Raw genomic sequence first — 25375 nt, 5'->3', positions numbered from 1 at the left:
ATCGCCGCATCTGACAGGATGAACGGTGTATCGGGCGTGTGAACAGCAGTGAGGAGATCGCGGTGTCTGGCATCTCGGCGGGTCGGTCAGCCATGCGGATGGGACCCGCGGAGCTGGTGCAGGCGGCGGCCATGGCTCGCCGGTTCTACCTGGAGGGTAAGTCGAAGATCCAGATCGCCGAGGAGTTCGGCGTCAGCCGCTTCAAGGTGGCCCGGGTCCTGGAGACGGCCCTCGAGCGTGATCTCGTACGGATCGAGATCCGGGTACCGGCGGAGCTGGACGCGGAGCGCTCCGACGCGCTCCGGGCACGCTACGGCCTGCGGCACGCTGTCGTGGTCGAGTCCCCGGCGGAGGAGCAGGACGATGCCGCCGACCCGGAGAATCTGGGTGAGGTGGCGGCCGACCTGCTCGGCGAGCTGGTCAACGAGGGCGATGTGCTGGGGCTGGCCTGGGGCCGCTCCACCATCCACATGGCGGCGGCGCTCGACCGGCTGCCCCCGTGCACGGTCGTGCAGCTGACCGGCGTCTACGACGCGGGGACGGCCGAGCGCGGCTCGGTCGAGGCGGTCCGTCGCGCCGCACAGGTGTCCGGCGGTGAGGCGCACCCGATCTACGCGCCGATGCTCCTGCCCGACCCGGCGACAGCGGCCGCGCTGCGGCACCAGACGGGTATCGCCCGTGCTTTCGAGTACTTCGACAAGGTGACGGTCGCCGCGGTCTCCATCGGTTCCTGGGAGCCGGGCATCTCCACCGTCTACGACATGCTCTCGGACGAGGAGCGGGGCCACTACGCCTCGCTCGGCGTGGCGGCGGAGATGTCCGCCCACCTCTTCGACGCGGACGGACGCCGGGTCGGCCGGGACCTCGGTGAGCGCTGCATCACCGTGGAGGCGGACCGGCTGCGCCGGATCCCCGAGGTGGTGGCCATCGCAGGAGGACAGCGCAAGGCGGCGGCGATCGGCGCGGTGCTGCGCTCGGGGCTGGTGACCAGCCTGGTCACGGACACGGCTGCGGCCGACTACCTCCTGACGGAGTCCGCCGCCGGCCAGCGGCCCGCACTGGAGCGGGCCGACCCGGACGACTGACCGTGGTCACGACCACCCCCGGTCACGGCGGAGGCCGGGCACCCACGCGGGTGCCCGGCCTCCGCCGTGACCGGTCTCAACGGCTGTCGCCCGCCCCCAGGGGTGCGTGATCAGCGCTCACGCCGAGGACGGACTCCTCCAGATACGCCCCCGGCTCCGCGTACTGGCCGACGTCCGCCGGGTTGTAGCGGGGGGTCTGCCGCGACCAGTCCAGATTCCCGCGCATCCAGCTCCGCATCCCGTCGAGATAGGGCACGAGCAGGCCCGCCAGCTCCGGATACATGCCGAGCAGCTCACTCTCGGCGGCGAGGAACCGTCGCGTCTCGGCGGCGATCTCCGCGCACACGTGCTCGAGCGCCTGACGCTTCCCGTAGCCGCGGTGGTGGCGGACGAGGTGGACGAGATTGTGGATCTCGCCCAGGACCTGCTCCTTCTCGTAGGAGTAGACGTCGTTCGCCCAGCACACGACGTTGCAGGAGGCTTCGAGAGCCGTGATGAACCGGGCGTCGTTGTGGACCGATTCGGGCGCCCCGATGCCGGCGACGATCTCGATCAGGTCCATGCACACGTGGATCGCCCCGGTGTGCCGGCGCTTGGCGATGTACACCGCTTCCGACGGCACGACACCGTCGGCGCGGTTCCCCGCCTCCCAGGTGGTGGCGGTCGTCAGATACGTCATGAGGTGCCAGGTGAAGCGGGTGCGCCAGTGGGGCGCAGCCTGCGGAATCGTACGTTCCCACAGGTCCGCCAGGGCCACGAGCGCGGCGGGGGCCTCCTCGCCCGGCCGGGGACCGGGCGCCCTGCCTTCGACCACGGCACGCATCCGCTCCACCACGTCGCGTACGCGCTCGGGGCTGCGGCCCAGGTGGCCGTCGTCCAGCTGGTCGTCGACGAGGAAGAGCCAGACGAACCAGTCGGCGACCAGGTCGAGGTGCTCGCTGTCCGCCGTCGGGTGGACCATGCCCACGAAGGCACCGAAGTCGGCCTGCTCGAAGCGCTGCCTGGCCGATTCCCGGTGCACCAGGCCGGTGCGCCGCGTCCAGGCGTCGAGGTGCTCACGGGTGTGATTCACGTGCGGATTGCTCCGCTGGGGGAACGGACAGTAGATCTGAGGCAGTTCGCTTTCCACAGGCGGATTCCCAACCTTCCGGCCGAACGCGTGACAGGTGCTCCGGGCTCGTGGCGGCATTGCGCCTACCGTAAGGACCTGCAGTTTTGAAGCTACCTGACGCAATGTCACCCGGTCCAGGGATCGTGATCACGAAGGTGCTATTCCTGTTCGGGTAGGGTCCATGGGTAAGGCAGGCTTCCACTTGCCCGGCCCCCGACAGCTCCCTTGGAGGAACTGACGAATGCGGGGGCCCATTGCTGTGTCTTCGTGGAAACAACCTGCACTGTTTCGTATGAAAAAATGGGTGTTATGCGTTTTCTTGAACCCGGCACCGGTCGTTACACGGCCTCCCCCTCGGTCCCCTACGACCTCACGTACGACGATGTCTTCATGGTTCCCGGCCGCTCCGCGGTCGGGTCCCGGCAGGCCGTGGATCTCTCCTCGCCGGACGGCAGCGGCACCACCATCCCGCTCGTCGTCGCGAACATGACCGCCATCGCGGGCCGCCGGATGGCCGAAACCATCGCCCGCCGCGGCGGCCTGGTGGTGATTCCCCAGGACATCCCGATCGAGGTCGTCACCGAGGTCATCGGCTGGGTCAAGAAGCGCCACCTCGTGCTCGACACGCCGATCGTGCTGGCCCCCGGCCAGACCGTCGGCGACGCGTTGTCCCTCCTGCACAAGCGGGCCCACGGGGCCGGCATCGTCGTCGACGCCGAGCGCCGGCCCGTCGGCGTGGTCACCGAGCACGACCTGACCGGCGTCGACCGTTTCACCCAGCTGTCCGAGGTCATGTCGAAGGACCCGGTCGTGCTCGACGCGGACATCGACCCGCGCGAGGCCTTCACCAAGCTCGACGGCGCCAACCGCAAGCTCGCTCCGGCGGTCGGCGCGGACGGCCGGCTCGTCGGCATCCTCACCCGCAAGGCCGCGCTGCGGGCGACGCTGTACACCCCTGCGACGGACGCGAACGGCAAGCTGCGGATCGCGGCGGCCGTCGGTATCAACGGTGACGTCGCGGGCAAGGCCGGGCAGCTGCTCGACGCCGGTGTCGACACCCTCGTGGTGGACACCGCGCACGGCCACCAGGAATCGATGATCAGCGCGGTCACCGCCGTCCGGGCGCTCGGCCCGGGCGTGCCGGTCGTCGCGGGCAACGTCGTGTCGGCCGATGGCGTGCGCGACCTGATCGAGGCGGGCGCCGACATCGTCAAGGTCGGTGTGGGCCCCGGCGCGATGTGCACCACCCGGATGATGACCGGAGTCGGCAGGCCGCAGTTCTCCGCCGTACTGGAGTGCGCCGCCGAGGCGAAGAAGCACGGCAAGCACGTCTGGGCCGACGGCGGTGTCCGGCACCCGCGCGACGTGGCGATGGCGCTGGCCGCCGGTGCGTCCAACGTCATGATCGGTTCCTGGTTCGCCGGTACGTACGAGTCGCCCGGTGACCTCCAGCAGTCCGCCGACGGGCGGTACTACAAGGAGTCGTTCGGGATGGCCTCGGCGCGCGCGGTCAAGAACCGGACCTCGGAGGAGTCCGCCTACGACCGGGCCCGCAAGGCGCTGTTCGAGGAAGGCATCTCCACCTCGCGGATGTTCCTCGACCCCACCCGCCCCGGTGTGGAGGACCTGGTCGACTCGATCATCGCCGGTGTCCGTTCCTCCTGCACCTACGCGGGTGCGTCCTCGCTCGAGGAGTTCGCCGAGAAGGCGATCGTGGGCGTGCAGAGCGCCGCCGGTTACGCGGAGGGCAAGCCCCTCCACGCCAGCTGGAGTTGATGTCGCGGGGCCGTCGGCCCCGCATCGCGGCGCCCTCCCCGGTGTTCGGGCCGGGAGGGGCGCTTTTCCGTGTACGCCCGAGGCCGTGTACGGCGGATCGCCTTCCCCGTGGCACCACAGGCTTTCTCTTCAACTTTGTTGAAGGATAAGTAATATGAGCGGCAATCAGTTGTCCGTCCCTCTGCGGTAAGGGATTTCATGACTTCCTTCTTCACCGACCTGGCCCAGCAGTACATAGACGGCGAGTGGAGGCCGGGGAAGGGGTCCTGGGACATCATCGACTTCGACCCGTACAGCGGGGAGAAGATCGCCTCGATCACCGTCGCGACGGCCCTCGAGGTCGACCAGGCCTACCGGGCCGCCGACCGGGCCCAGCCGGAGTGGGCGGACACGACGCCGTACGCCAGGAGGGCCGTGCTGGAGAAGGCACTGCGCGTCGTCGAGGAGCGCGAAGCCGAGATCGCCGAGGCGATCGTCACGGAGCTCGGCGGCACCCGGCTGAAGGCGGGCTTCGAGCTGCATCTCGCCAAGGAATTCCTGCGCGAGGCGGCCCAGCTCACCCTGCGGCCCACCGGGCAGATCCTCCCCTCGCCGACCGAGGGCAAGGAGAACCGCGTCTACCGGCTCCCCGTCGGCGTCGTGGGTGTCATCAGTCCCTTCAACTTCCCCTTCCTGCTGTCGCTCAAGTCGGTCGCGCCCGCACTGGCCCTCGGTAACGCCGTGGTCCTGAAGCCGCACCAGAACACCCCGGTCTGCGGCGGCACGCTCATCGCCAAGGTCTTCGAAGAGGCGGGGCTGCCCGCCGGGCTGCTGAACGTCGTGGTCACCGACATCGCCGAGATCGGTGACAGCCTGCTGGAACACCCCGTCCCGCAGGTCATCTCCTTCACCGGCTCGGACCGGATCGGCCGCCACGTCGCGACGGTCTGTGCGGCCAACCTCAAGCGCGCGGTGCTCGAACTGGGCGGCAACAGCGCGCTGATCGTCCTGGACGACGCCGACGTGGACTACGCCGTCGACGCGGCCGTCTTCAGCCGGTACATCCACCAGGGCCAGGTCTGCATGGCGGCCAACCGCATCCTGGTGGACCGCTCGGTGGAACGGGAGTTCACCGAGAAGTTCGTCGCCAAGGTCGCCTCCCTGCGCGTCGGCGACCCGGCGGACCCCGCGACCCACATCGGCCCGCTGATCAGTTCCTCGCAGGCCGACGCGGTGTCGAAACTCGTCGACGAGACCGTCGCGGCCGGCGCCACGGCACTGCTGCACGGACGGGCCGAAGGGAACGTGGTGAGCCCGTCCGTACTGACCGGTCTCGCCGACGATTCCCCCGTCCTGCGACAGGAGATATTCGGGCCGGTCGCCCTGCTCGTCCCCTTCGACGGTGAGGACGAGGCCGTACGGATCGCCAACGACACCCCGTACGGGCTGAGCGGCGCGGTCCACACCGGGAACATCGAGCGTGGCGTACGGGTGGGACAGCGGATCCGCACCGGAATGATCCACATCAACGACGGGACGGTCCACGACGAGCCCGTCGTCCCGTTCGGCGGGGAGAGGAACTCCGGTCTCGGGCGGCTGAACGGCGAGTCGATGATCGAGGCGTTCACCACGCAGAAGTGGATCTCGGTCCAGCACGGCCGCTCGCAGTTCCCCTTCTGACCAGTCGCTTCCTGCGGCGAGCGCGCCCCGCCGGGGCGCCCGTGGTCTACTTCGGGGGGCGGCTCGTGCCGCCCCCCGCATCCGCATGCCGCAGAGAAGTGACCCACCCGAAGTGCGCCTCAACGACCTCGACGAACGCATCGTCCACGCTCTGGCCGAAGACGCCCGTCGCTCCTACGCGGACATCGGCGCCCTGGTCGGTCTCTCCGCGCCCGCGGTGAAACGCCGTGTGGACCGGTTGCGCGCCGAGGGGGCCATCACGGGCTTCACCGTGCGGGTCGACCCGGCGGCGCTCGGCTGGGAGACCGAGGGGTTCATCGAGATCTACTGCAGCCGCAACACCGCGCCCGACGCCATCAAACGGGGCCTGTCCGCTTACCCGGAGGTCGCGTCGGCGTCCACGGTGACCGGCGACGCCGACGCGATCGTGCAGGTCTTCGCCGCCGACATGCGGCACTTCGAGCAGGTGCTGGAACGGATCGCCGGCGAGCCGTACGTCGAGCGGACCAAGTCGGTCCTCGTCCTCTCCCCGCTGCTGCGGCGGTACTCGCCGGGCCCGCCGGCCTGAAGACGGGCGGACCTCCGCCCCACGCCGGCGGGCGTCGTGGCAGCCGGGCCCCGGTCCGGGCGGGCGCCGAGGAGACCGAAATCACTCGCCTGACCTGCGAAGACGCCGTGCGCAACGAATCGCCGCCGAAGCGGCTTCCCGCGCAACGGATCAACGGTGAACGCGCAACGAACGCGCCTTGTCGGCCGCGATCTCCGCGCCGTACCTTCGATACGTCTCCCCACCCCGCCCGCCCCGCCCGAGGTCAGCCATGCCGCCGTTGCGCACCGCCCTGCTCCAGAGCTCCGGACGGGCCGGCTCCGTCGCCGCCAACCTGGCCACGCTCGACGAGGCCGCCGCGCGGGCCGCCGCCGCGGGTGCCCGGTTGCTCGTCTGCCCGGAACTGTTCCTCACCGGATACGCCATCGGTGACGCCGTCCCCGAACTCGCCGAGCCCGCGGACGGGCCCGCCGCGCGAACGGTCGCCGAGATCTGCGTACGCCACGGTCTGGCCGTCCACTACGGCTACCCGGAGCGGGCCGGCGACGCGGTCCACAACGCGGCGCAGCTCATCGGCCCCGACGGGACGCCACTCGCCAACTACCGCAAGACCCATCTCTTCGGCAGCTTCGAGGAGGAGTGGTTCACCCCCGGTGAAACGCCCGTGGTGCAGGCCGAGCTGGACGGCGTACGGATCGGACTGCTGATCTGCTACGACGTGGAGTTCCCGGAGAACGTACGCGCGCACGCCCTGGCCGGGACCGAGCTGCTGCTGGTCCCGACCGCGCTGATGCATCCCTTCCCGTTCGTCGCCGAAGCCGTCGTGCCGGTGCGTGCCTTCGAAAGCCAGCTCTACATCGCCTACGTCAACCGGGCAGGAAGGGAAGGCGAGTTCGACTTCACAGGACTGAGCTGCCTGGCCGGGCCCGACGGCACGGTCCGTGCCCGCGCCGGCCGCGGCGAGGAACTGCTCGTCGCCGAGGCCGACCCCGGGCTGCTCTCCCGGTCGCGCGCCGCCAACCCGTACATCGAGGACCGCGTCCCCGGCCTGTACGGCTCCCTGGTCCGGCCCCCCGTCCCCGCCCACGTTTCCCGCTAGGAGCCCGTACCCCATGACGTCCACGGTGCCCAACGCCGTCCAGCACACCGACGCGCAGCCGCCGATCACCATGTTCGGGCCGGACTTCCCGTACGCCTACGACGACTACCTCGCCCACCCGGCGGGCATCGGACAGGTACCGGCCACCGAACACGGCACCGAGGTGGCTGTCATCGGCGGAGGACTCTCCGGCATCATCACCGCGTACGAACTCATGAAGATGGGGCTGAAGCCCGTCGTCTACGAGGCGGACCGGATCGGCGGCCGGCTGCGCACCGTCGGCTTCGAGGGCTGCGATCCCTCGCTGACCGCCGAGATGGGCGCCATGCGCTTCCCGCCCTCGTCCACGGCGCTCCAGCACTACATCGACCTGGTGGGCCTGGAGACCAAGCCGTTCCCCAACCCCCTGTCCGCGGCCACCCCGTCGACCGTCGTCGACCTCAAGGGCGAGTCCCACTACGCGCGGACGATCGACGACCTGCCGCCGGTCTACCGCGAGGTCATGGACGCCTGGAACTCCTGCCTGGAGGAGGGCGCCGACTTCTCCGACATGAACCGCGCGATGCGCGAGCGCGACGTCCCGCGCATCCGGGAGATCTGGGCGAAGCTCGTCGAGAAGCTCGACGACCAGACCTTCTACGGCTTCCTCTGCGACTCCGACGCCTTCACCTCCTTCCGGCACCGCGAGATCTTCGGGCAGGTCGGCTTCGGCACGGGTGGCTGGGACACCGACTTCCCCAACTCGATCCTGGAGATCCTCCGCGTCGTCTACACCGAGGCCGACGACCACCACCGGGGAATCGTCGGCGGCAGCCAGCAGCTGCCACTGCGCCTGTGGGACCGCGAACCGCAGAAGACCGTGCACTGGCCGCCCGGCACGTCGCTGTCCTCCCTGCACGGCGGGGAGCCCCGCACCGCCGTGACCCGGCTCGACCGCACCGCCGGGAACCGGATCACGGTCACCGACGCCACCGGCGACATCCGTACCTACCGGGCAGCGGTCTTCACCGCCCAGTCCTGGCTGCTGCTCTCCAAGATCGCCTGCGACGACGCGCTCTTCCCGATCGACCACTGGACGGCGATGGAGCGTACCCACTACATGGAGTCGTCCAAGCTGTTCGTGCCCGTCGACCGGCCGTTCTGGCTGGACGAGGACGAGACCACCGGCCGGGACACGATGTCCATGACGCTCACGGACCGGATGACCCGGGGGACGTACCTCCTGGACGACGGGCCCGGCAAGCCGGCCGTCATCTGCCTCTCCTACACCTGGTGCGACGACAGCCTGAAATGGCTGCCGCTCTCCCCGAACGAGCGCATGGACGTCATGCTCAAGTCGCTCGGCGAGATCTATCCGGGCGTCGACATCCGCAAGCACATCATCGGCAACCCGGTCACCGTCTCCTGGGAGAACGAGCCGTACTTCATGGGCGCCTTCAAGGCCAACCTGCCCGGCCACTACCGCTATCAGCGACGCCTGTTCACCCACTTCATGCAGGACCGGCTGCCCGCCGACAAGCGCGGCCTGTTCCTGGCGGGTGACGACATCTCGTGGACCGCGGGCTGGGCCGAGGGAGCCGTGCAGACCGCGCTGAACGCCGTATGGGGTGTGATGGCGCAGTTCGGCGGGTCGACCGATCCGACGAACCCCGGCCCGGGCGACGTCTTCGACGAGATCGCACCGGTCGAGCTCCCGGAGGGCTGAGGGCGGGGGCACGGGGCGGCCGTGCCGGCCGCCGTCAGGCACTGCTCGGCGAACCGCACGTCCGGTGCGGCGACGGCCTCCCGGTCCGGGGACGCTCCGTCCGCGATGTGCTGGGAGGGTCTCCGCGACCGCCGGACAGACCTGGTGGAAGACCGCGGGCCGTCCTCGGGCGGCCGGCCGGAGGGGAAAGTCCGCATCCGCTCGATCACCGCGTCGGCACCGGTCGCCGCGCCGGCAGCGCCGGCCGGACGTGCGAACTGCTCGACCCGGTCCGTACCCGCAGCGTCCCGGTCAGGGACCCCCCACGGCACCGACGGGCCCGGGACGTCACCGGGACGGACGGACACCGGGCGCCGGACGGTTCCCGGGCCGGTCAGGACGTCCCGGCCGGCGGCTTCTCGTCGTACTGGGACGTGCCCGAGTCCAGCAGGGGCTCCTGGGTCTTCAGGTGGGCTGGGGCGAACGCCCGCAGCGCGTGGTAGCCGGTGATCACGACGAGCGTGCCGAGGGCGATCCCGCTCAGCTCGAAGTTGTCGGTGATCTTCAGGCTGACGCCGCCGACGCCGATGATGATGCCCGCGGCGGCCGGCACGAGGTTGAGGGGATTACGCAGGTCGACCTCGGCATTGAGCCAGATCTGGGCGCCGAGCAGGCCGATCATGCCGTACAGGATGACGGTGATGCCGCCGAGCACGCCGCCGGGGATGGCGGCGACGACCGCACCGAATTTGGGGCAGAGGCCGAAGAGCAGGGCGAAGCAGGCCGCGGCCCAGTAGGCGGCGGTGGAGTAGACCCGGGTCGCCGCCATCACCCCGATGTTCTCGCTGTAGGTGGTGTTGGGCGGGCCGCCGACGGCCGTGGACAGCATCGAGGCGGCGCCGTCCGCGGCGATGGCGGTGCCCAGCTTGTCGTCGAGCGAGTCGCCGGTCATCTCGCCCACGGCCTTCACGTGCCCGGCGTTCTCGGCGATCAGGGCGATGACGACCGGCAGTGCGACCAGGATCGCGGACCATTCGAAGGCCGGCGCGTGGAAGGACGGCAGCCCGATCCAGTCCGCGTCCGCCACGGCCGACAGGTCCAGCCGCCAGTGGTCGACGGCCTCCGCGCCGCCGGCCGGGGAGTGGATCTTCCCGAGGACCAGGTCGAGCGCCCACGACAGGACGTAGCCGAAGACGAGCCCGAGGAAGATCGCGATACGGGAGAAGAAGCCGCGCAGGCAGACCACGGCCAGGCCGGTGAACAGCATCACCAGCAGGGCGGTCCACTGGTCCTGGGGCCAGTACGTCGAGGCGGTGACGGGTGCCAGATTGAAGCCGATCAGCATCACGACGGCCCCGGTCACCACGGGGGGCATCGCCGCGTGGATGATCCGTGCGCCGAACCGCTGCACCATGAGCCCCACCAGGAACAGCACGGCACCGACCACCAGCACCGCGCCGGTGACGGTGGCACTGGTGCCGCCGCCGGCCCGGATCGTGGCGGCCACCCCCACGAAGGAGAGCGAGCACCCCAGGTAGCTGGGAACCCTGCCCTTCGTCGCCAGCAGGAAGATGGCGGTGGCGACACCGGACATCATGATCGCGAGGTTCGGGTCGAGGCCCATCAGGACGGGCGCGACGAAGGACGCGCCGAACATGGCCACCACGTGCTGGGCGCCCAGGCCGAACGTACGGGGCCAGGAGAGCCGCTCGTCGGGGCGCACCACGGCCCCCGGTGCAGGCGTCTTCCCGTCGCCGTGCAAGGTCCAGCGCACGCCGAGGCCCATGGTCGCTCCCTGATTGGTGTGTGCGGTGCGCCCTGGGGTCCACCCGCGGAAAGGTCGGAGCCATGTTAGTGCCGCAGGCCGGTGACCCCGCGCCCGGCCCCGCCGCCGGCAGAACCTGCCCTTCCGCCCTTCGCGGCCCGTGCTGCCACCGGGCCCTCAGCCGTCTGCCGGGCTCCTGGTCGGCGCGGGCTGCGGGACGCCGCCCTCCGCGACCTTGCGGTCACCGGCCCGCAGCACCCCGGCGCCCAGGACCAGCCCGAACGCCAGCACCGTCACCAGTCCGAACGACACGAGCAGCGAGGTCGCCTCCGCCAGTGAGCCGATCGCGGACGGGGCGATGAGCCCGGAGGTGTACGTGATGGTGGCGACGCCCGCGATGGCCCGGCTCGGGTTCGCACCGCTGCGGCCGGCCGCGGCGAACGCCAGCGGGACGACGACCGCCACGCCCAGACCCAGCAGCCCGAAGCCGCAGAGCGCCAGGGCCGGGCCGGGCGACAGCACCACGAGCAGTCCGCCGGCCGTGGCCAGGACGCCTCCGGCCCGTACGGTCCGCACCGCGCCGAAACGGTCGACGACCTTGTCGCCGGCGATCCGGGCGATGGCCATCATCAGGGCGAACGCCGTGGTCGACGCCGCGGCGAGCCCGGCCGAACTGCCCATGACGTCCCGGAGGTAGACCGCGGACCAGTCCATGCTCGCCCCCTCGGCGAACACCGCGCAGAAGCCCACGGCTCCGATGACCAGCGCGGACTTCGGCGGGAGGGTGAAGCGCGGCGGCGGCTCCTCGCCGGGCTCGCTGCGCAGGTCCAGGACGCCCTGGCAGGCGGCGAGGCCGAGCGCCGTCAGCACCAGTGCGGCCAGCGTGTGGTGCAGACGGGCGTCGGTGCCGAGGTGGGCCGCGACCGTACCCGCCGCCGAACCGATCAGGGCGCCCACGCTCCACATGCCGTGCAGTCCCGACATGATCGACTTGTCGAGCCGGTTCTCCACCTCGACGCCGAGCGCGTTCATCGCCACGTCCGACATCCCCGCCGTCGCCCCGTAGACGAAGAGCGCGAGGCAGAGCGTGAGCAGATTCGGGGCCAGGGCCGGCAGGACCAGCGCCAGCGTCCAGAGCGCCAGCAGCCCGCGCAGGGCCGTCCGTGCTCCGAACCGGTGACTGACACTGCTCGCCAGCGGCATGGCCAGCGAGGCACCGACGGCGGGGAAGGCGAGTGCGAGACCCAGCTCGCCCGCGCTCACCGAGGCGTGGTCCTGGATCCACGGGACCCGGGTCGCGAAGCTCCCGGTCACCGCCCCGTGCACGGCGAACACCGCGCCGACCGCGTACCTCGCCCGCCTGATCTGCTCCGTGCAGAAGACCGGGACCGCTGGGTCCTTCGCCATATGCCGTGCCCTCCCTGAAAGATCCTGCCCGCCGGTGGCCGCCGGTGCCCGGCGCGCGGTGCGGGCCGTAAACTATCAGGAACCCTGCCTGATAAATAACCCCATGGCAGGGGACCGTCAGTGATCTGGAAGGATCCCGGCATGCCCGCATCCCCGAGCACCGCCCGGGTCATCAACGACCGGCTCGCCCTTCGGCTCCTCCAGCAGGACGGCCCGCTGACGGCCACTCAGCTGAAGACCCTGACCGGCCTGTCCCGCCCGACGGTCGCCGACCTGGTGGACCGTCTGCAGGACGCGGGCCTGGTCCGGGTCGTCGGGGAGAGCGGTTCGGACCGCCGTGGACCCAATGCCCGGCTGTACGGGATCGTCGCCGACCGTGCGCACCTGGCCGCCCTCGACGTGCGTACGGACGGCGTCGCCGTGGCCGTCGCGGACCTGCTCGGCACCACGCTCGCCGAGGCCACCCTGCCCATCGCCGGCGACACCGGGACGCGGCCCGCCGTGGAGCGGGCCGTGGTGATGCTGGAGCGTACCGCCCGGAAGGCGGGCACGGCCCCGCTGCACAGCGTCGGCATCGGCGCCCCCGGCCTGATCGACCCGGTCACCGGGGAGCTCAGGAACACCGCGGGGCTCCCCGCCTGGCACAGGGATCTGGTCAGGGAACTCCAGCGGCGGCTCTCCGCCACCGTCCTCGTGGAGAACGAGACCAACCTCGCCGCCGTCGCGGAGCACCGCGTCGGGGCCGCCCGGGACCGCGACACCTTCGTGCTGCTCTGGCTCGGTCACGGCATCGGCGCAGCCGTCATGCTCGACGGAAAGCTGCGCCGCGGCGCGTCCGGGGGAGCGGGGGAGATCGGTTTCCTGCCGGTGCCCGGCACCTCCGGGGTCCCCTCGGCGGTCAACTGCGACGGAGGCTTCCACTCCCTCGTCGGCTCGGCCGCCGTGTGTGAGCTGGCCGCGGACCACGGCATCGAGGCGCGAGGCCCGTCGGCCGACGGGGCGCAGGAGCAGGACCCCGCCGCCGCGTTCGCCGTACGGGCCGCGCTGCGCGCCGACGACGCGGGCAGTGAGGCCTTCCTGGCGGCGCTCGCCGACCGCCTGGCGATCGGGGCCGCCTCCGTCGTCTCCGTGCTCGACCCCGGCTGCCTCGTCCTGGCGGGCGAGGTGGGCCGCGCCGGAGGCGACGCGCTCGCCGCGCGGGTGGAGGAACGACTGGCCCGGATGTCACCGCTGCGTACGGAGGTCAGGGCCGGGACGCTGGGCGGCGGCGCGGTCCTGCGCGGCGGGCTGTTCGCCGCGCGGGATGCCGCGCAGGACGCCCTCTTCAGCCCGGGAGGGTGAAGGCGGCCCGGGGTGCGGACGACAGCGGCCCGTCCGGCCAGGTGGGCACGGCTCCCCGGACGACGCCGGAGCACGGCGTCGGGCCGCGTCCGATCCGGGCCCGGGACTGCTCCTCAGCCCCGGCCCGGAAGGGCCTGGTGGACCACGGCGCCCGTCTCCACCAGGAACTCGCTCGGCTCGCCCCACCACGACACGTACAGACTGTCCCGCGCGCGGGTGCAGGCGACGAACAGCAGACAGCGTTCAGCCAGGAGGTCGGCCTCGTGTTGAAGCCGGTCGACCTCCGCCGGTGTCACGGCTTTCGGATACGGCAGGGCACCGCTGCTCACGCCGACGACGGCGACGCACCGGAACTCCAGCCCCTTGAACGCATGCATCGTGCCGATCTGGACGGCCGCCGGGTCGGCGACGGAATCGCCTCGTAGCCGCGCCGCACGGATCCCCGCCGCTGTGAGCCGTTCGACCACCTTGTCGCAACCCTTGTTGAATCGGGAGCCGATCCCGATCTCACCCGGCTCGATTCCGCTGTCGAGCCACGCGCGTACCCGCGCGACGAGGGCGTCGAGTTCGGCCGCTTCCGAGCTCCCGCCGAACATCTCGGGCCCGGTACCGTGCAGGGCCGACCGGTAGCCGAGCAGCGTCTCATTGCGGGCGTCGTCCGCGAGTTGCTCAAAGGGCCGGCCTACGAGGAGGGCGGTCGACCAGCTGAGGATCTCGTGGGTCGACCGGTAGTTCTTGCGCATCTTCGTGGACCGACCGGAGACTCGGACGCCGACCGCCTTCAGCGACACCTTCGTGTCGTAGATGCGCTGGTGGGGGTCGCCCGCGATGAAGAGGTCGTCCGGCCGGGCCGGAGCCGCAGCGCGCAGCAGCCGCCACTGGGAGGGGTGCAGGTCTTGTGCCTCGTCGACGACCACGTGCCGGAAACGGGGGCCGTCGCTCTCCAGCAGATCGGCGGCTTCCGCACACGTGCCCAGGTAGGTGCGCAGCCCATCCGCGGTGAGCCGCTCGCGGAACTCCACGATCGTGCGCCAGACGAGCCTGCGGGAGGACGCCGGCAGCGCACTGCCGCGCCCCCGCCGCTCACACCCCTCGTACTCCTCCAGGGACCGCAGGTTCTGCGCGAGAATCACGTGCTTGTACTCCTGGGCGAGGAACTGCGCGGTGCCGGTGAAACCAGTGGCCTGTGCCGCCTGCTCCCACCGGGCTTCCTCCTCACCACCCCGCAACGGCCGCCGTGACGTCGACACGACCCTCCCCGCGAACGCGTCGACGGTCATGATGTCGACGCGGTCACGCAGCACCTCGTCCTCGACCAGTGCGGCCAGCCCGGTGCGCAGCGCGGCCACCAGCGTGTTGGTGTACGTCGTGAGCAGGATCCGGTCCCCGTCGCGCAGATACCCCAGTAGGTGGCGTACCCGGTGCAGGGCGACGACCGTCTTGCCGGTGCCCGGGCCGCCGGTGACCTGGGCAGGGCCTGAGTAGGAGGGCCGGTAGGCGACCTTGTGCTGTGACGGGTGAAGGAAGACCCTCCAGGCGGCGAACGGCTTGGCGAGGATGTCGCGGAGCTCCTCGGAGGCCGTGACGAGAGCGATACGGGCCCGGGTGCGCCGAATGGCGGTCGCGAAGTCCTCGGTGTCCACGGGCGGGTCGCCGGCGGACACGGTGGACATGCTGACGGACACCACGTCGCGCCACACCTCCTCCACGCTGAAGCCCGCCGCCAGGTATTCCAGGACCTCTCGCTGGTCCTGCGGGAAGTACGGGGCGAAGATCTCCAGTTGTTCCGCGTCGGTGAGCGCGCGGGCCTGGCGCAGGGTGGTCCCGTCGATGCCGAGCGCGGTCATGTCCCCGTCGGACACGTGTGCGAACAGCCGCTGATGGGGGGCCGGGGCGATGCGTTCGTAGGCCGGCGTCAGTTCGTCGAGCATCGCGATGTCCCGGATCTCGACGGACCGGGTGACCGTGTTGATGCTGGCCTTCTGCTTGATCGCCCAGGCGATTGCCTTGTCGTGCGGCATCACCCGTAGCAGTACGTAGGTGTCCCCGCTGTCCGGCGCGAGGACGACGCCACGCGTGCTTTGATCGATGCGAATGGTCCTGATGTGAGGGTCGCGAGCCCGTTTGAGCGTTTCCAGCTTCAGTCCCTGGTCCTTGAAGAGCTGGTCCAGGGTGAGACGTTCGAACTTTTCCCAGGCGTCGAACACCCCCTGTTTCACGCTTCCCTGGAGCTTGCTGAGCTGTGCGCAGAAGTCGATGTCGAACGCGAGGTGGGGCATGGGCGGACTCTCCGGGGGAGCGGTTGGCGTCGCAGGTGTTGGCGGTTCAGGCAGCCGGCCCGTCGAGACCGAGCTGGATCAGGGCCAGTGCCTCGGCGACCTCCTCCGACAGGTCGTCCGTGGGGCCGTAGACCAGGCACAGGTCGTCGTGGAGGGGTGCGAGGATCAACTGCGCCTCAGGTGCTTCCCCTTGGGCCAGCAACAGCATGCCGATGTCCCTGCGCAGCTCGACCGCTTCTTCGCTCACGTCGCCGTCCACCGCCCGGACGACGTCCAGAACCGCCCGCAGTGCCACCAGCGCGTCGGTGGCCTGGCCCAGCTCGGCGCGGCACCGAGCAGCCTGGGCCCGGCACGCACGGGCCTGCGTACTGCTGTGGCCGCCTGTACGCGCGTACGCGTCGGCCAAGGCGTCGAACTCGGGCAGCGCGGCCCTGTAGTCCCCGCCGAGCAGCTGGATCGCGGCGCGTTGCGTGCGGAGTTCCAGGACCTTCCTGTTCTCGGCACCGAGGGCGCGTGCGGCCGGCTCGATGATCTCGCCCAGCACCTCGGCGGCCTGGGCGAACCGTTCCTCGTCCAGCAGCGCGTCGGAGTGCGCGTACGCCTCCGCGATCTCCTCCCGCAGCTGCTCCGGTACGGCCAAGGGAGCCGGAGGCGCGGCGTTCGGGTCGACTGTGGTGGGTACGGTCCTGCTCGTACCGGCGCGGGCGCGCGGCGCGTACGGCTGACGGAAGACGCCTGTCGGATCGGGCGCCCCGCGCGGACCCTCCTCACCCGGCGTCGGCCTCTCGCCGGGCGACGGCAGGAAGGGCCGGAGCCGCTCGTACACCTCCTGTACGTCGACGGGCCGGGCCTCGGGCGCCTTGAGCAACAGGTGCAGGACGAGCTCCTCCAGGGGCGCCGGTACGTCCGGCCGCAGCAGGCGCAGCGGGGTCGGCGCGGCGTTCACGTGCTGGTACATCACCAGGTACTCGCTGTCGGCGGTGAACAGGCGCCGCCCGCTGAGCAGTTCGTGCATGACGCAGCCGAGCGCGTACAGGTCGGTCTGCGGACTGGTCCGCCCTCCTCGGACCTGCTCCGGCGCCATGTACTGGTAGGTCCCGATGGGGCTGCCGGTCGCGGTCAGCTTGGTGACGTCCGTCCTAAGGATCGCCGCGATCCCGAAGTCGAGGACCTTCACCGTGCCGTCCTGCGCGACCAGGATGTTGCCCGGCTTGAGGTCGCGGTGGATGACCGGCACCTCGTGGGCGTGCGACAGGACGGTGGCGACCTGCGCGGCGACGGCGACGGCCCAGCTGACGGGCAGCGGATGATCCGGGTGGATGTACGAGGACAGCGGGAAGCCGTCGACCAGCTCCATGACGAGGAACAGCCGCTCATAGGCGTCATCGAGCACGGCATCGAACACCTGCGGCACGCCGGGGTGCTGGATGCGTGCGGTGATGCGGGCCTCACGCTTGAACCGCTTGGCGAACTCCTCGGCCAGCTGTGGTGAGCCGGCAACGGCCTGCCGCCGGACCACTTTCACGGCCACGGGCCGGTCCAGCACGGCGTCGTAGCCGCGCCACACGTCGCCCATACCGCCGCTGTTGAGCTCCTCCAGGAGCTCGTACCGCCCGGCGATCGGCTGGTCTGGCACCTTGCCCCCGTGTGTGCGTGTGCTGAGGGCCGACGCGTGTTGGTGCGTGGACCCGATGTGGTGGGGCCAAGTCTCTCCGTGCGGCGATCTACAGTCCAGCGACCCTGCGGCAGCGAGTGAGGGGGCGTCACTTTCCGGTCACCGGCGTCGAAGCGCTCGTCGCGCGCAGCTTGGTCCCCACTGGGGCGGTGACGGCCCTCCGCCCTCCAGGAGGGAGAGGTCTTCGTCGTCCGTGCCGACGGGGCGTTCAGTGCCGCGGTGCCGAACTCAGGACATCGCGCTTGGCCAGCGTCTCCGCTCCGGCTCCCGTGAGCGTGACCCTGCCGGAGTGAACGGTGTCCAGTTGCTCGACCTGTCTGCCGTACCACTCAATGGCGGTCAGCGAAAACTCTGGGGAGGCTGCGGAACCCGGGTGATGGAACACCATGCCCAGCCGTGCCGTCCCCTCAACACAGCGGACGACGCAAATGGCCACGGTGTCCGCCGCGCCGAGAACGCCCGGTGTCACGGACTCGATGGATTCGATGCTCAGGGCTGCCTTTTCCGGCACGTTATCCAGCACGTCGGTGTGCCTCCTCTACGAAGTGCGCGATCTGCTCGGGGGTGAGCTTGGGGACATCGTATTCAAGGAGCGGATCGATGTCCCCGTTGCCAATCTTGCGTGGCACGTGGATGCCCATCTCGGAGAGGATCTCCCGGGCTACCGCCGAGGGCACTTGCACGGATGCGCGGGACGAGAGTTCTGCCGGGCTCAGCTCGACCGGCCACTCGGCCTCCCGCGCAATGTACCCCTGGTGGACCGGGACCCCGTCCAGCGCGCCGCGCGGGTAGATCTCGACGATGGCGTCGCCGAACCGCTCGGCCTGCGTCGCGAACACGCTGGCGACGCCAGGATCGGACGATGTCGGTGTGATGCTGTGCCGCTGTACACCGGGACTGCCCTCGAAACCCCTTGTGGTTCCGCGAAACAGATGCGTAGGGCACGGCGACAGCCCGAGTGGGTCGGTCCACGTGTGCGGATTCAGGACATACGTCGACGGGTTCGGCGCCGGTACGAGGCCGAGCGGATCCGGGGTGAGGTAGCGCGCCGTCTCGGGATCGTAATGGCGGGAGTAGTTGTAGTGCAGCCCTGTCTCAGGATCGTAGTACTGACCGGGGAAGCGCAGCGGCGTGTACGCGGTGCTGCCAGATGCCCATGTGGTAGTACCCCACAAGGCCCGGCGGCTGCGCCAGGCGATACCGCCTTGCTCGTCGATAAGTTCGCAGGGCGCGCCGACGAGGTCGGTGACGATGGCGAAGAAGCGAGAGTCGACGCTGGGCTGCGTGCGCCCCGTCCCGTTCGGCATACCGACTGGTGTAGCTGCACCGGTCGCTCGAACCATGGTGTGTAGGCCCCCCAAGGGGCGAGCCTGAGCGTCATGTCGGCCATCTCCAGCCTCCTGCGTCACCGCCGCCAGGATGCGTTCCGTCTGGGCCACCGGCCGCAGGCCGTCGTGGTCCCACGTGAGGGTGACCGCGTGAGGCAATTCGTCCGAGACCGTGGTCTGCTCGCACAGTGTCGGTCCGTCCCAGGTGAAGTCGCTGCGTTCGATGATCGTTTTACCGTCCGCCGACAGGCGCAGCTTGGCTGTGCGTCGGCCTGACGCGTCGTACTCGTACCGCCATCGCGTTCCGTCCGGCGTCGTCACTGCAGTGAGCCGGTCCTCGGCATCCCACGTGTAGTGCCACACCTCTGCCTTGCCCGACAGGTGGATCTTGCGGCGCTGGACGATCCGGCCGTCCGCATCATGGGAGTAGCGGAGAGAGCCGGCCCGGGTAAGGCGGGTGCCCTCGTACTCACGCGCACCTGTGGCTTCCTGCCCAGGGTGGCGTTGCGGCCAGGTTGCGTGGGTCTGGTTGCCGGCTGTGTCGTAGGCGTAGCGCTCGGTCCAGCCTGAGGCGTGGACGGCGGTGACACGTCCGGCGGGGTCGAGGTCGAAGGTATGGGTCCCGCTGAGCTGGTCTGTGAGGGTGGTCAGGTTGCCGTCGGCGCTGTAGGTGTAGTCGCGGCGCTGGATGCTTGCGCCCGTAGTGCCGGTGATCTGCTGGCTGGTGAGGCGGCCGAGCGGGTCGTACCGGTTGGTGAAGGAGACGGTATCGCCGATGTGGCGGGCGGTTTCCTGGCCGATGGCGTCATGTTCGAAGACGATGGTGCGGCCGGAGGTGGTGAGGGAGGTTCGGCGGCCGGCGGCGTCGGAGGCCCACGTGCTGACCGCGCCGGTCGGGGTGGTGCGGCTGGTACGTCGGCCGAGGGCATCGTAGGTGTACGACATGGTGCGGCCGTTGACCGTCTCGGAGACAAGGCGGCCGTACCTGTCCCGAATGAGCCTGACGGTTGCGTCCTCGTTGGCTGCTTCCACGAGGTGGTCGGCGAAGTCGTACGCGAAGGTGGCGATGGCTCCGGCGGCGTTCTTGCGGACGACGCGACCGAGCCTGTCCCTCTCGTAGCGGGTTGTTCGGCCTGCGGCGCTGGTGCGTGCAGCGAGCCTGCCCGCAGCATCCCGCTCATAGCGGAGCGTCCGGTTGTCGAAGTCCGTCTCGGATATCAGCTGACCGGCTGGATCGTATCCGTAGCTCCAGGTCAGGTGCTGAGGGTTGGTGACCCGAGTGAGCCGGAGGTTGCTGTCGTGCGTGAACTCGTACCGGGCGCCGTCCGCTTCTGTGCGTGACAGCAGGAGGTCGAAGTCGGTGTACTCGAAGCTGACGGTCGCGCCGACGGCATTGGTGTGGGTGAGGCAGTTTCCTTCACCGTCGTAGGTCCACAACTCCTCGCTTGCGTCCGCTCCGACGCGACGGGCAAGTCTGCCTTCGACAGTCCACTCGAGACGGGTGACTGCGCCCCCAGCGTCCCTGAGCGAGACTGGGCGGCCGAAGGCATCACGCTCGTAGCGAGTGGTCGCGCCGAATGGGTCAGTGACTGCGATCGGAAGTCCGGCCTTGTCGGGCGTGACGATCGAAGTTTGCCCGAGGGCGTCGGCCATGGAGACGAGGTGGCCCGCCTCGTCGTACGAGAACGCGATTGTGGCGCCGGTGGGCTCCGTGATCGCGGTTCGGTTGCCGTGCTCGTCGAAGGTCTGCCGGGTGACATTTCCGTCGGTGCCGACGATGCGTACGGGAAGTCCCAGTTCGTTGTACTCGGCGCATGACCGGCGTCCGTCCGGCCGCTCCACCTCGGTCAGCCGCCCGTCTTCATCGTATGTGAAGCGCGTGATGTGGCCGAGCGGGTCGGTGTGGGACAACAGCCGGTGGTAGCGGTCGCGCTCGTAGCGGGTGATCGCCCCCAGAGGGCCGATCTCGCTGACGATCTGGGATCGGTCGTTGATCACGTATCGCGTGGCATGACCGAGGCCGTCAGTCATGGACGTCATGCGCAGGCCGGTATCGGGGTCGGTGTCGTCCCAGGTGAAGCGGGCCTCAAGGTGGCCGTTGGTGCCGGTCTGGTAGACGCAGCGGTCTTGTTCGTCGTAGACGTACTCGTACCGGCTGCCGTTGGTGTCCGTCCACGCAGTGATGCGGCCCAACTCGTCGCAGTCGAAGCGCAGGGGCTTGCCCGATGAGTTGGTCACCGACGTGAGGTGGCCGTCCGTGTAGCCGTAGCGGCGGATCTCCTGGTCGGTGCCGTCGGGGGCGGCGCCTGCCAGGTGCAGGGCAGTGACCCTGCCTTCGCACGTGGTGAGTTTCAGGTGGTAGCCGCCGTGGTGCACGATCGACCTCGGAGCGCCCTCCTCGTCGTGCTCGAAGGCTATCCAGCGGCCGTTGCGGTCATCGATCTGAGCCAGGAGCGCCAGGTCTCCGGTGGGCTGGTCGACGAAGTGCCGGACCTGACCGGTCTCCGGATCCGTGATCGTGTAGCCGTCCTGCACCCGGTCCAAGGGCCAGCGCCGGCCGTGCGTGGGCATGACAGGGACGCCTGGGGCCGGATGCGGATAGGCCAGGAGACTGCCCTCGTTGCAGCTGAAGACCACACCTTCCGCGTCGATCTCAAGGCGCTGGTCGACCGTGCTGGACCAGCCGGAGCCGAACCAGCGGCCGGCGCGGTGCGAGGAGTCGAAGACGCGCTCGAAGACCAGGGGCAGCGACCCGGGCAGCGCGATGTCCGTCTGCGGGAGCAGCATGCGCCCGGTGGCCACGTCGACGGGGTCTCCGGCGCACTTGACCTTGCTGCATTGATTGGCGTTCGAGTCGGGCGCCTTCTCGTGCCCGTGCCGGTTACTGCCCTTGGGGGGTTCGAGGCCGTCCTTCAGCCCGTGACGGGCAAGGCCCTTGACGAGCCCACCGCCCTTGGTGCCGATCAGTTCGGGCAGGAGTCGGCCGATGAATTCGGAGGGGTCGCCCTTGGCCGCGTCCCAGGCGTTCTTCAGCGCGCGGTCGGGGTTGGCAGCGGTGGAGACGAGGCCGGCGAGCGTCATGTTGACGCCCTTGTAGTACTCGGCCGGGTGCGTCAGGTTGTAGGGGTCGGTCGGGTTGACCGAGCGCACGAAGTTCAGCAGTCCCGCGGTGCCCTTGACGGCTCCGCCGACCACGTGGGTCAGCTCCATGGACTGGCCGACGCCGTAGTCCATGAGCTCCTGCTCGGCCCGGTCAAGACCGGTAGGCTCCTTCGGCGCGTGAGCCATCGCGGCGGTGACCGCACCCTTCGCCGTCTCGGCAGCGTCGTTGCGTGCCTGCCGGGCGCGCTGGAGGATCTCGTGCGCGTGCCGGCGCTTGGACGCGCCCGGGTCGGAGAAGGTGCCTGGGTGCGGGAGGGGGTGGTCGGTGTTGCGGACCGCGTTGTACGCCTCCGCCTTCTCCTTGAAAGAGGCCGCCGCAGTCTCGTAGTCCTGCTTGCCCTCCTTGTAGAGAGCGATCGCCTCACCGGCTTTGGCCTGCGCGCTGGTGACTGTCCCCGCGTAGGTCTCCAACGCCTTGGCCGCGTCCTCGAACGCGTCTGCCGCCCGCAGCCAGTCGGTGGGCAGCGTCTGGAACTTGGCGCGGAAGGCGTCGGCGGCCTCGCCCTTCCAGCGACCGGAGTCGAGCTTCTTCATCCCACTGCCGACGAGATCGAACGCCTTCTGGAAGTCGCGGAGGTTCTTCACCGCAGCGCTGATCTTCTCCGGCCGCCCGTGGATCAGCTCGTTCGCTTCCTCGGTCTGACCGAGCTGCTGCTCGCCGACGTGGGCCCCCAGCGAGGAGGCGGTCTCGTCGCCCCAGTCCTCGACCTTGTCCGCCCACTCGTCGGCCCCGACCTTCTCCAGCCCGGCGCCGAGCACGTCGGTGCCCTTGTCGATCCCTGTGCCGACGATCTCCTTGCCCTTGTCGACAAGATCGCCCGCCCCGTCGTACAGGGTGTCGCCCCACTTCCCCCAGTCCACCATCAGCGACTCTCCCCCCACCGCGGCTGCTCAGCCTGATCGATCGTCTCCTGCGACGGATCCAAGTGCTCCTTCAGCCGCTCATCCACCTCTGAGCGCAGCGACGGATCCACCAGCCCGTTGCGCTCCATCGAGTCGAGCGCGGCGTCCTCCACGTCGTAGGCGGTGTCCTTCCAGGTCTGCTTCACCTCGGAATGGGCCTCGTCCCATGACTCGCGGCTGTAGTCCGGGTTGTCGTAGGCGGACTGGGTACTGATCGTGTCCCAGCTCATCCCCTTGACCTCGTCCTCGGACGCATGAGGATTCCCGTTCAGGGAGTTCACACCGATCTTGATCGAGTCCTTGACGTACTGCTCCTGCTCCGCATACGAACCGGCCGACAGCCCGACACCCAGAGCGAAGCCGTTCCCCTTCTGCGTCAGGGCCCGCACACCCCACTCCCAGCGGTTGCAGAACGTCTCGAACTCAGACGTCAGCCCGCCATGGCCCAACTCCAGGCCCGACAAGGCAAGATCCGAGAACCCCCGGCCCGTCGACGCCTCCCCGATCATGCCGAGCTCCTTCAGCTCCGCATGCGCCAGATCGATCCCCTTCGCGATCTCGGCCAGCGCCTCCGGCGGCACCTGAAGATCCGCGTTCTCCCCGCTCACTGCATCCCCCCGAGATCCACCGCGACCGCATCCGGCACGATGCCCGCCACCGGCGGGAACAACATGCCGTCCGTACCGCCCGCGTCCAGCGCCACCCCGGCCGGTCCCGGCAGCAAAGGCACCATCACATCCAGCAACCGCGCGCCCAGAACGGTCTGATACGTCCACTCCCGCCCACCCTGACCACGAGCCAACGCGAACCTGGCCAATGCCTCCTCATCCGAGAAGGCACAAATCCAGCGCACACCGTTCTGCTCCGCCGACCACAGGTCACCGGCCTCGTCCAGCGGCACCAGCACCGCCGTACGCCGGAACTCACTCAGCAACACAGCAAACTCCCGGCGCGCCGTACGCAACCGGTCCTGGCCGGCTTCGACCGACGTCGCCGTCGGTGCACCCTCCGGGGGTGGACCTGGAAGATCATCCAGGTCCGCCAACCGCGACCGCCTCGGCTGCTGCTCCGGAACCCCATCCCCACCCGTGGTCATACGAAGGATCATCACACGTACAAATTTCCGAGTGCAACGTGACATCGCCTACTGGCTGGAAAGCTGCGACTGCGGGCACGAACCTGTCAATGGCGACGGGCTCCGGGTGTGGATGACACCAGTCATAGGGAGACTTCCAGAACCGCCCACACCGTCTTGCCCGGCCCGTCCGTGCGGGGATACCAGCCCCACCGGTCGGCCAGTGCGGCGACCAACAGGAGGCCCCGGCCGCCCTCTTGGTCCGGTGAGGCCGGGTCGGTGGAGGTGGGCAGGCGATCGCCCCGGGTGTCAGTGACCTCGATGCGGATGGCGGTGCCCTCGGCGGTGAGGCAGAGCCGGAAATCGCGGCCGGATACGTGACCGTGCCGCACCGCGTTGCTGCTGAGCTCGGCGACGATCAGCAGCAACGCATCGTGCGCGTCGCTTCCGTACGGGATGCCCCAGGCGTCGAGGCGTTCACCCGCCAGGCCCCGGGCGAGCCGGGCTCCCCGCGGCGTGGAGCTGAAGCGCATCGTGAAGTCATGCCAGGGGAATCGCGTGTGCGAGGCGCGCGTCGGTCGTACGGGCAGCAGCGGCGGCTTGTCGGTCATTCCTCCACAGTGACGAACCATGACCACATGTCACCAGGGGTCACGCACTGTCATGGCCCGGATGTACGCGACCAGAACCAGCCCGTACGCGGAAGGGGCAGGCGGGATGCCCGAGGACAGCCGCGCTCGGGCCTACCCTGCGCCTGAGGTCTCGGCCTCGGAACCGGTCGGATTCGCCGAGCTCGCGTCGGTGCCCTCGTTCTTGCTGTCCGACTGGATGGCCGTAAGGCGACGCCGTTGCAGTGCGTCGCGTTCCGTGTCCGGGATCGTCATCGATCCGGCCGATCGAGGCCGCGGTCTGTGCCTTGCTCACCGCGTTCACGGGGTAGAGACGAGCCTGGCGCAGGATGCGGCCAGGAAGCGTCACCGCCCCGAGGTTCGCGCCGTCCTTGACGGCGAGCTTCGCGCCGCTGTTCAGCAGGGCCTGTGTCGCGTCGCCGAGCCTGTAGAGCCCCTGCACGCTCGCGAAGGCGTGTCCGAGGTTGCCGGCCACGGTCGCCGCGTTCCCGAGCGAGGCGAGGACCGCGGAGATCTGCTTGCGGTCGGCAGCCGGCACGATGCCGAAGTCGATCAGATCGGGCTCGAGCTCCGTCGGGACCTCGCCACAGACGACTGCCACACCGGGGAGCACCTCCGCGATGACCGTCGACGAGGGTGACGAATCGAGACCCGGGCCCGGTGCCGGACCGTCCGTCCCGGGTGAGTCGGCGGAATCGCCCCGGCCGTCCTCCTCAGGCTCGGGTATCTCCGTCGAGTCCGAAGGGCCCTGGATGCGATCTCCTCCTGCGGGGACGCCCAACGACCAGACGTCGGCGGCGCTCACGGCGGATTCTATGGCCCCATGCCCTGCGGTTCGGCGTGAATGCCC

The 25375-nt window shown here is 69.9% G+C and carries 18 protein-coding genes; 7 read left to right on the top strand and 11 right to left on the bottom strand.

Annotated elements, in window-relative coordinates; all coding sequences use genetic code 11:
• Window positions 1-98: 98 nt before the first annotated feature.
• On the top strand, window positions 99-1085 hold the full coding sequence (locus ACF1FZ_RS08910; RefSeq protein ID WP_391772970.1) for a sugar-binding transcriptional regulator: 987 nt from the start codon (window positions 99-101) through the stop codon (window positions 1083-1085).
• 76 nt (window positions 1086-1161) lie between these two features.
• On the opposite strand, the gene ACF1FZ_RS08905 is transcribed toward ACF1FZ_RS08910, so the two are convergent.
• Window positions 1162-2214: a terpene cyclase gene (locus ACF1FZ_RS08905; protein ID WP_391772686.1), complete on the bottom strand. Its 1053-nt coding sequence runs from the start codon at window positions 2212-2214 to the stop codon at window positions 1162-1164.
• Between the two features lie 291 nt (window positions 2215-2505).
• On the opposite strand from ACF1FZ_RS08905, the gene ACF1FZ_RS08900 reads away from it, so the two are divergent.
• The 5 genes from ACF1FZ_RS08900 (at window position 2506) to ACF1FZ_RS08880 (ending at window position 8982) form a co-directional block, all read left to right on the top strand.
• Window positions 2506-3972 carry a GuaB1 family IMP dehydrogenase-related protein gene (locus ACF1FZ_RS08900; RefSeq protein ID WP_391772685.1) on the top strand — a complete coding sequence of 489 codons (1467 nt, stop codon included), beginning with the start codon at window positions 2506-2508 and terminating at the stop codon, window positions 3970-3972.
• 198 nt (window positions 3973-4170) lie between these two features.
• The gene (locus ACF1FZ_RS08895; protein WP_391772684.1) at window positions 4171-5631 is read left to right on the top strand and encodes an aldehyde dehydrogenase family protein; all 1461 of its coding nucleotides are present in this window, start codon (window positions 4171-4173) and stop codon (window positions 5629-5631) included.
• 112 nt (window positions 5632-5743) lie between these two features.
• Window positions 5744-6199 (top strand): Lrp/AsnC family transcriptional regulator, encoded by a 456-nt coding sequence (locus ACF1FZ_RS08890; RefSeq protein WP_391772683.1) that lies wholly within the window; start codon window positions 5744-5746, stop codon window positions 6197-6199.
• A gap of 250 nt (window positions 6200-6449) precedes the next feature.
• A complete protein-coding gene (locus ACF1FZ_RS08885) occupies window positions 6450-7277 on the top strand; it encodes a carbon-nitrogen hydrolase family protein (protein ID WP_391772682.1) in 828 nt (275 codons plus the stop codon).
• 13 nt (window positions 7278-7290) lie between these two features.
• Complete coding sequence (locus ACF1FZ_RS08880) at window positions 7291-8982, top strand: flavin monoamine oxidase family protein (protein ID WP_391772681.1); 1692 nt, start codon at window positions 7291-7293, stop codon at window positions 8980-8982.
• Between the two features lie 373 nt (window positions 8983-9355).
• Here ACF1FZ_RS08880 and ACF1FZ_RS08875 read toward each other — a convergent pair whose 3' ends face one another.
• Both ACF1FZ_RS08875 and ACF1FZ_RS08870 read right to left on the bottom strand, forming a co-directional pair.
• The gene (locus ACF1FZ_RS08875; RefSeq protein ID WP_391772680.1) at window positions 9356-10747 is read right to left on the bottom strand and encodes a uracil-xanthine permease family protein; all 1392 of its coding nucleotides are present in this window, start codon (window positions 10745-10747) and stop codon (window positions 9356-9358) included.
• A 156-nt stretch (window positions 10748-10903) separates the two neighbouring features.
• Window positions 10904-12133: an MFS transporter gene (locus tag ACF1FZ_RS08870; RefSeq protein WP_391772679.1), complete on the bottom strand. Its 1230-nt coding sequence runs from the start codon at window positions 12131-12133 to the stop codon at window positions 10904-10906.
• Between the two features lie 141 nt (window positions 12134-12274).
• On the opposite strand from ACF1FZ_RS08870, the gene ACF1FZ_RS08865 reads away from it, so the two are divergent.
• The gene (locus ACF1FZ_RS08865; RefSeq protein WP_391772678.1) at window positions 12275-13474 is read left to right on the top strand and encodes an ROK family transcriptional regulator; all 1200 of its coding nucleotides are present in this window, start codon (window positions 12275-12277) and stop codon (window positions 13472-13474) included.
• 113 nt (window positions 13475-13587) lie between these two features.
• Here ACF1FZ_RS08865 and ACF1FZ_RS08860 read toward each other — a convergent pair whose 3' ends face one another.
• The 8 genes from ACF1FZ_RS08860 to ACF1FZ_RS08825 all read right to left on the bottom strand — a co-directional run bounded on the left by ACF1FZ_RS08860 (window position 13588) and on the right by ACF1FZ_RS08825 (window position 25330).
• Window positions 13588-15753, bottom strand: coding sequence for a UvrD-helicase domain-containing protein (locus ACF1FZ_RS08860; protein WP_391772677.1), 2166 nt, complete (start codon window positions 15751-15753; stop codon window positions 13588-13590).
• 46 nt (window positions 15754-15799) lie between these two features.
• The gene (locus ACF1FZ_RS08855) at window positions 15800-17389 is read right to left on the bottom strand and encodes a serine/threonine-protein kinase (protein ID WP_391772676.1); all 1590 of its coding nucleotides are present in this window, start codon (window positions 17387-17389) and stop codon (window positions 15800-15802) included.
• Between the two features lie 247 nt (window positions 17390-17636).
• On the bottom strand, window positions 17637-17951 hold the full coding sequence (locus ACF1FZ_RS08850) for a hypothetical protein (protein ID WP_391772675.1): 315 nt from the start codon (window positions 17949-17951) through the stop codon (window positions 17637-17639).
• Entirely contained in the window at window positions 17941-22782 is a 4842-nt protein-coding gene (locus ACF1FZ_RS08845) for a putative T7SS-secreted protein (protein WP_391772674.1), read from the bottom strand. The genes ACF1FZ_RS08850 and ACF1FZ_RS08845 overlap by 11 nt, the downstream gene beginning before the upstream one ends.
• The gene (locus ACF1FZ_RS08840; protein ID WP_391772673.1) at window positions 22782-23429 is read right to left on the bottom strand and encodes a hypothetical protein; all 648 of its coding nucleotides are present in this window, start codon (window positions 23427-23429) and stop codon (window positions 22782-22784) included. The genes ACF1FZ_RS08845 and ACF1FZ_RS08840 overlap by 1 nt, the downstream gene beginning before the upstream one ends.
• A complete protein-coding gene (locus tag ACF1FZ_RS08835) occupies window positions 23426-23917 on the bottom strand; it encodes an SseB family protein (RefSeq protein WP_391772672.1) in 492 nt (163 codons plus the stop codon). Before ACF1FZ_RS08835 ends, ACF1FZ_RS08840 begins: the two co-directional genes overlap by 4 nt.
• Window positions 23918-24039: 122 nt before the next feature.
• A complete protein-coding gene (locus ACF1FZ_RS08830; protein ID WP_391772671.1) occupies window positions 24040-24507 on the bottom strand; it encodes an ATP-binding protein in 468 nt (155 codons plus the stop codon).
• Window positions 24508-24547: 40 nt separating this feature from the next.
• Window positions 24548-25330: a hypothetical protein gene (locus tag ACF1FZ_RS08825; RefSeq protein WP_391772670.1), complete on the bottom strand. Its 783-nt coding sequence runs from the start codon at window positions 25328-25330 to the stop codon at window positions 24548-24550.
• Window positions 25331-25375 lie beyond the last annotated feature (45 nt).

This window comes from Streptomyces sp. NPDC014623 (genome assembly GCF_043088245.1).
Lineage (GTDB): Bacteria > Actinomycetota > Actinomycetes > Streptomycetales > Streptomycetaceae > Streptomyces.
Note: the sequence above shows the minus strand (reverse complement) of the source record. Positions and strands in the feature narration are given on the sequence as shown.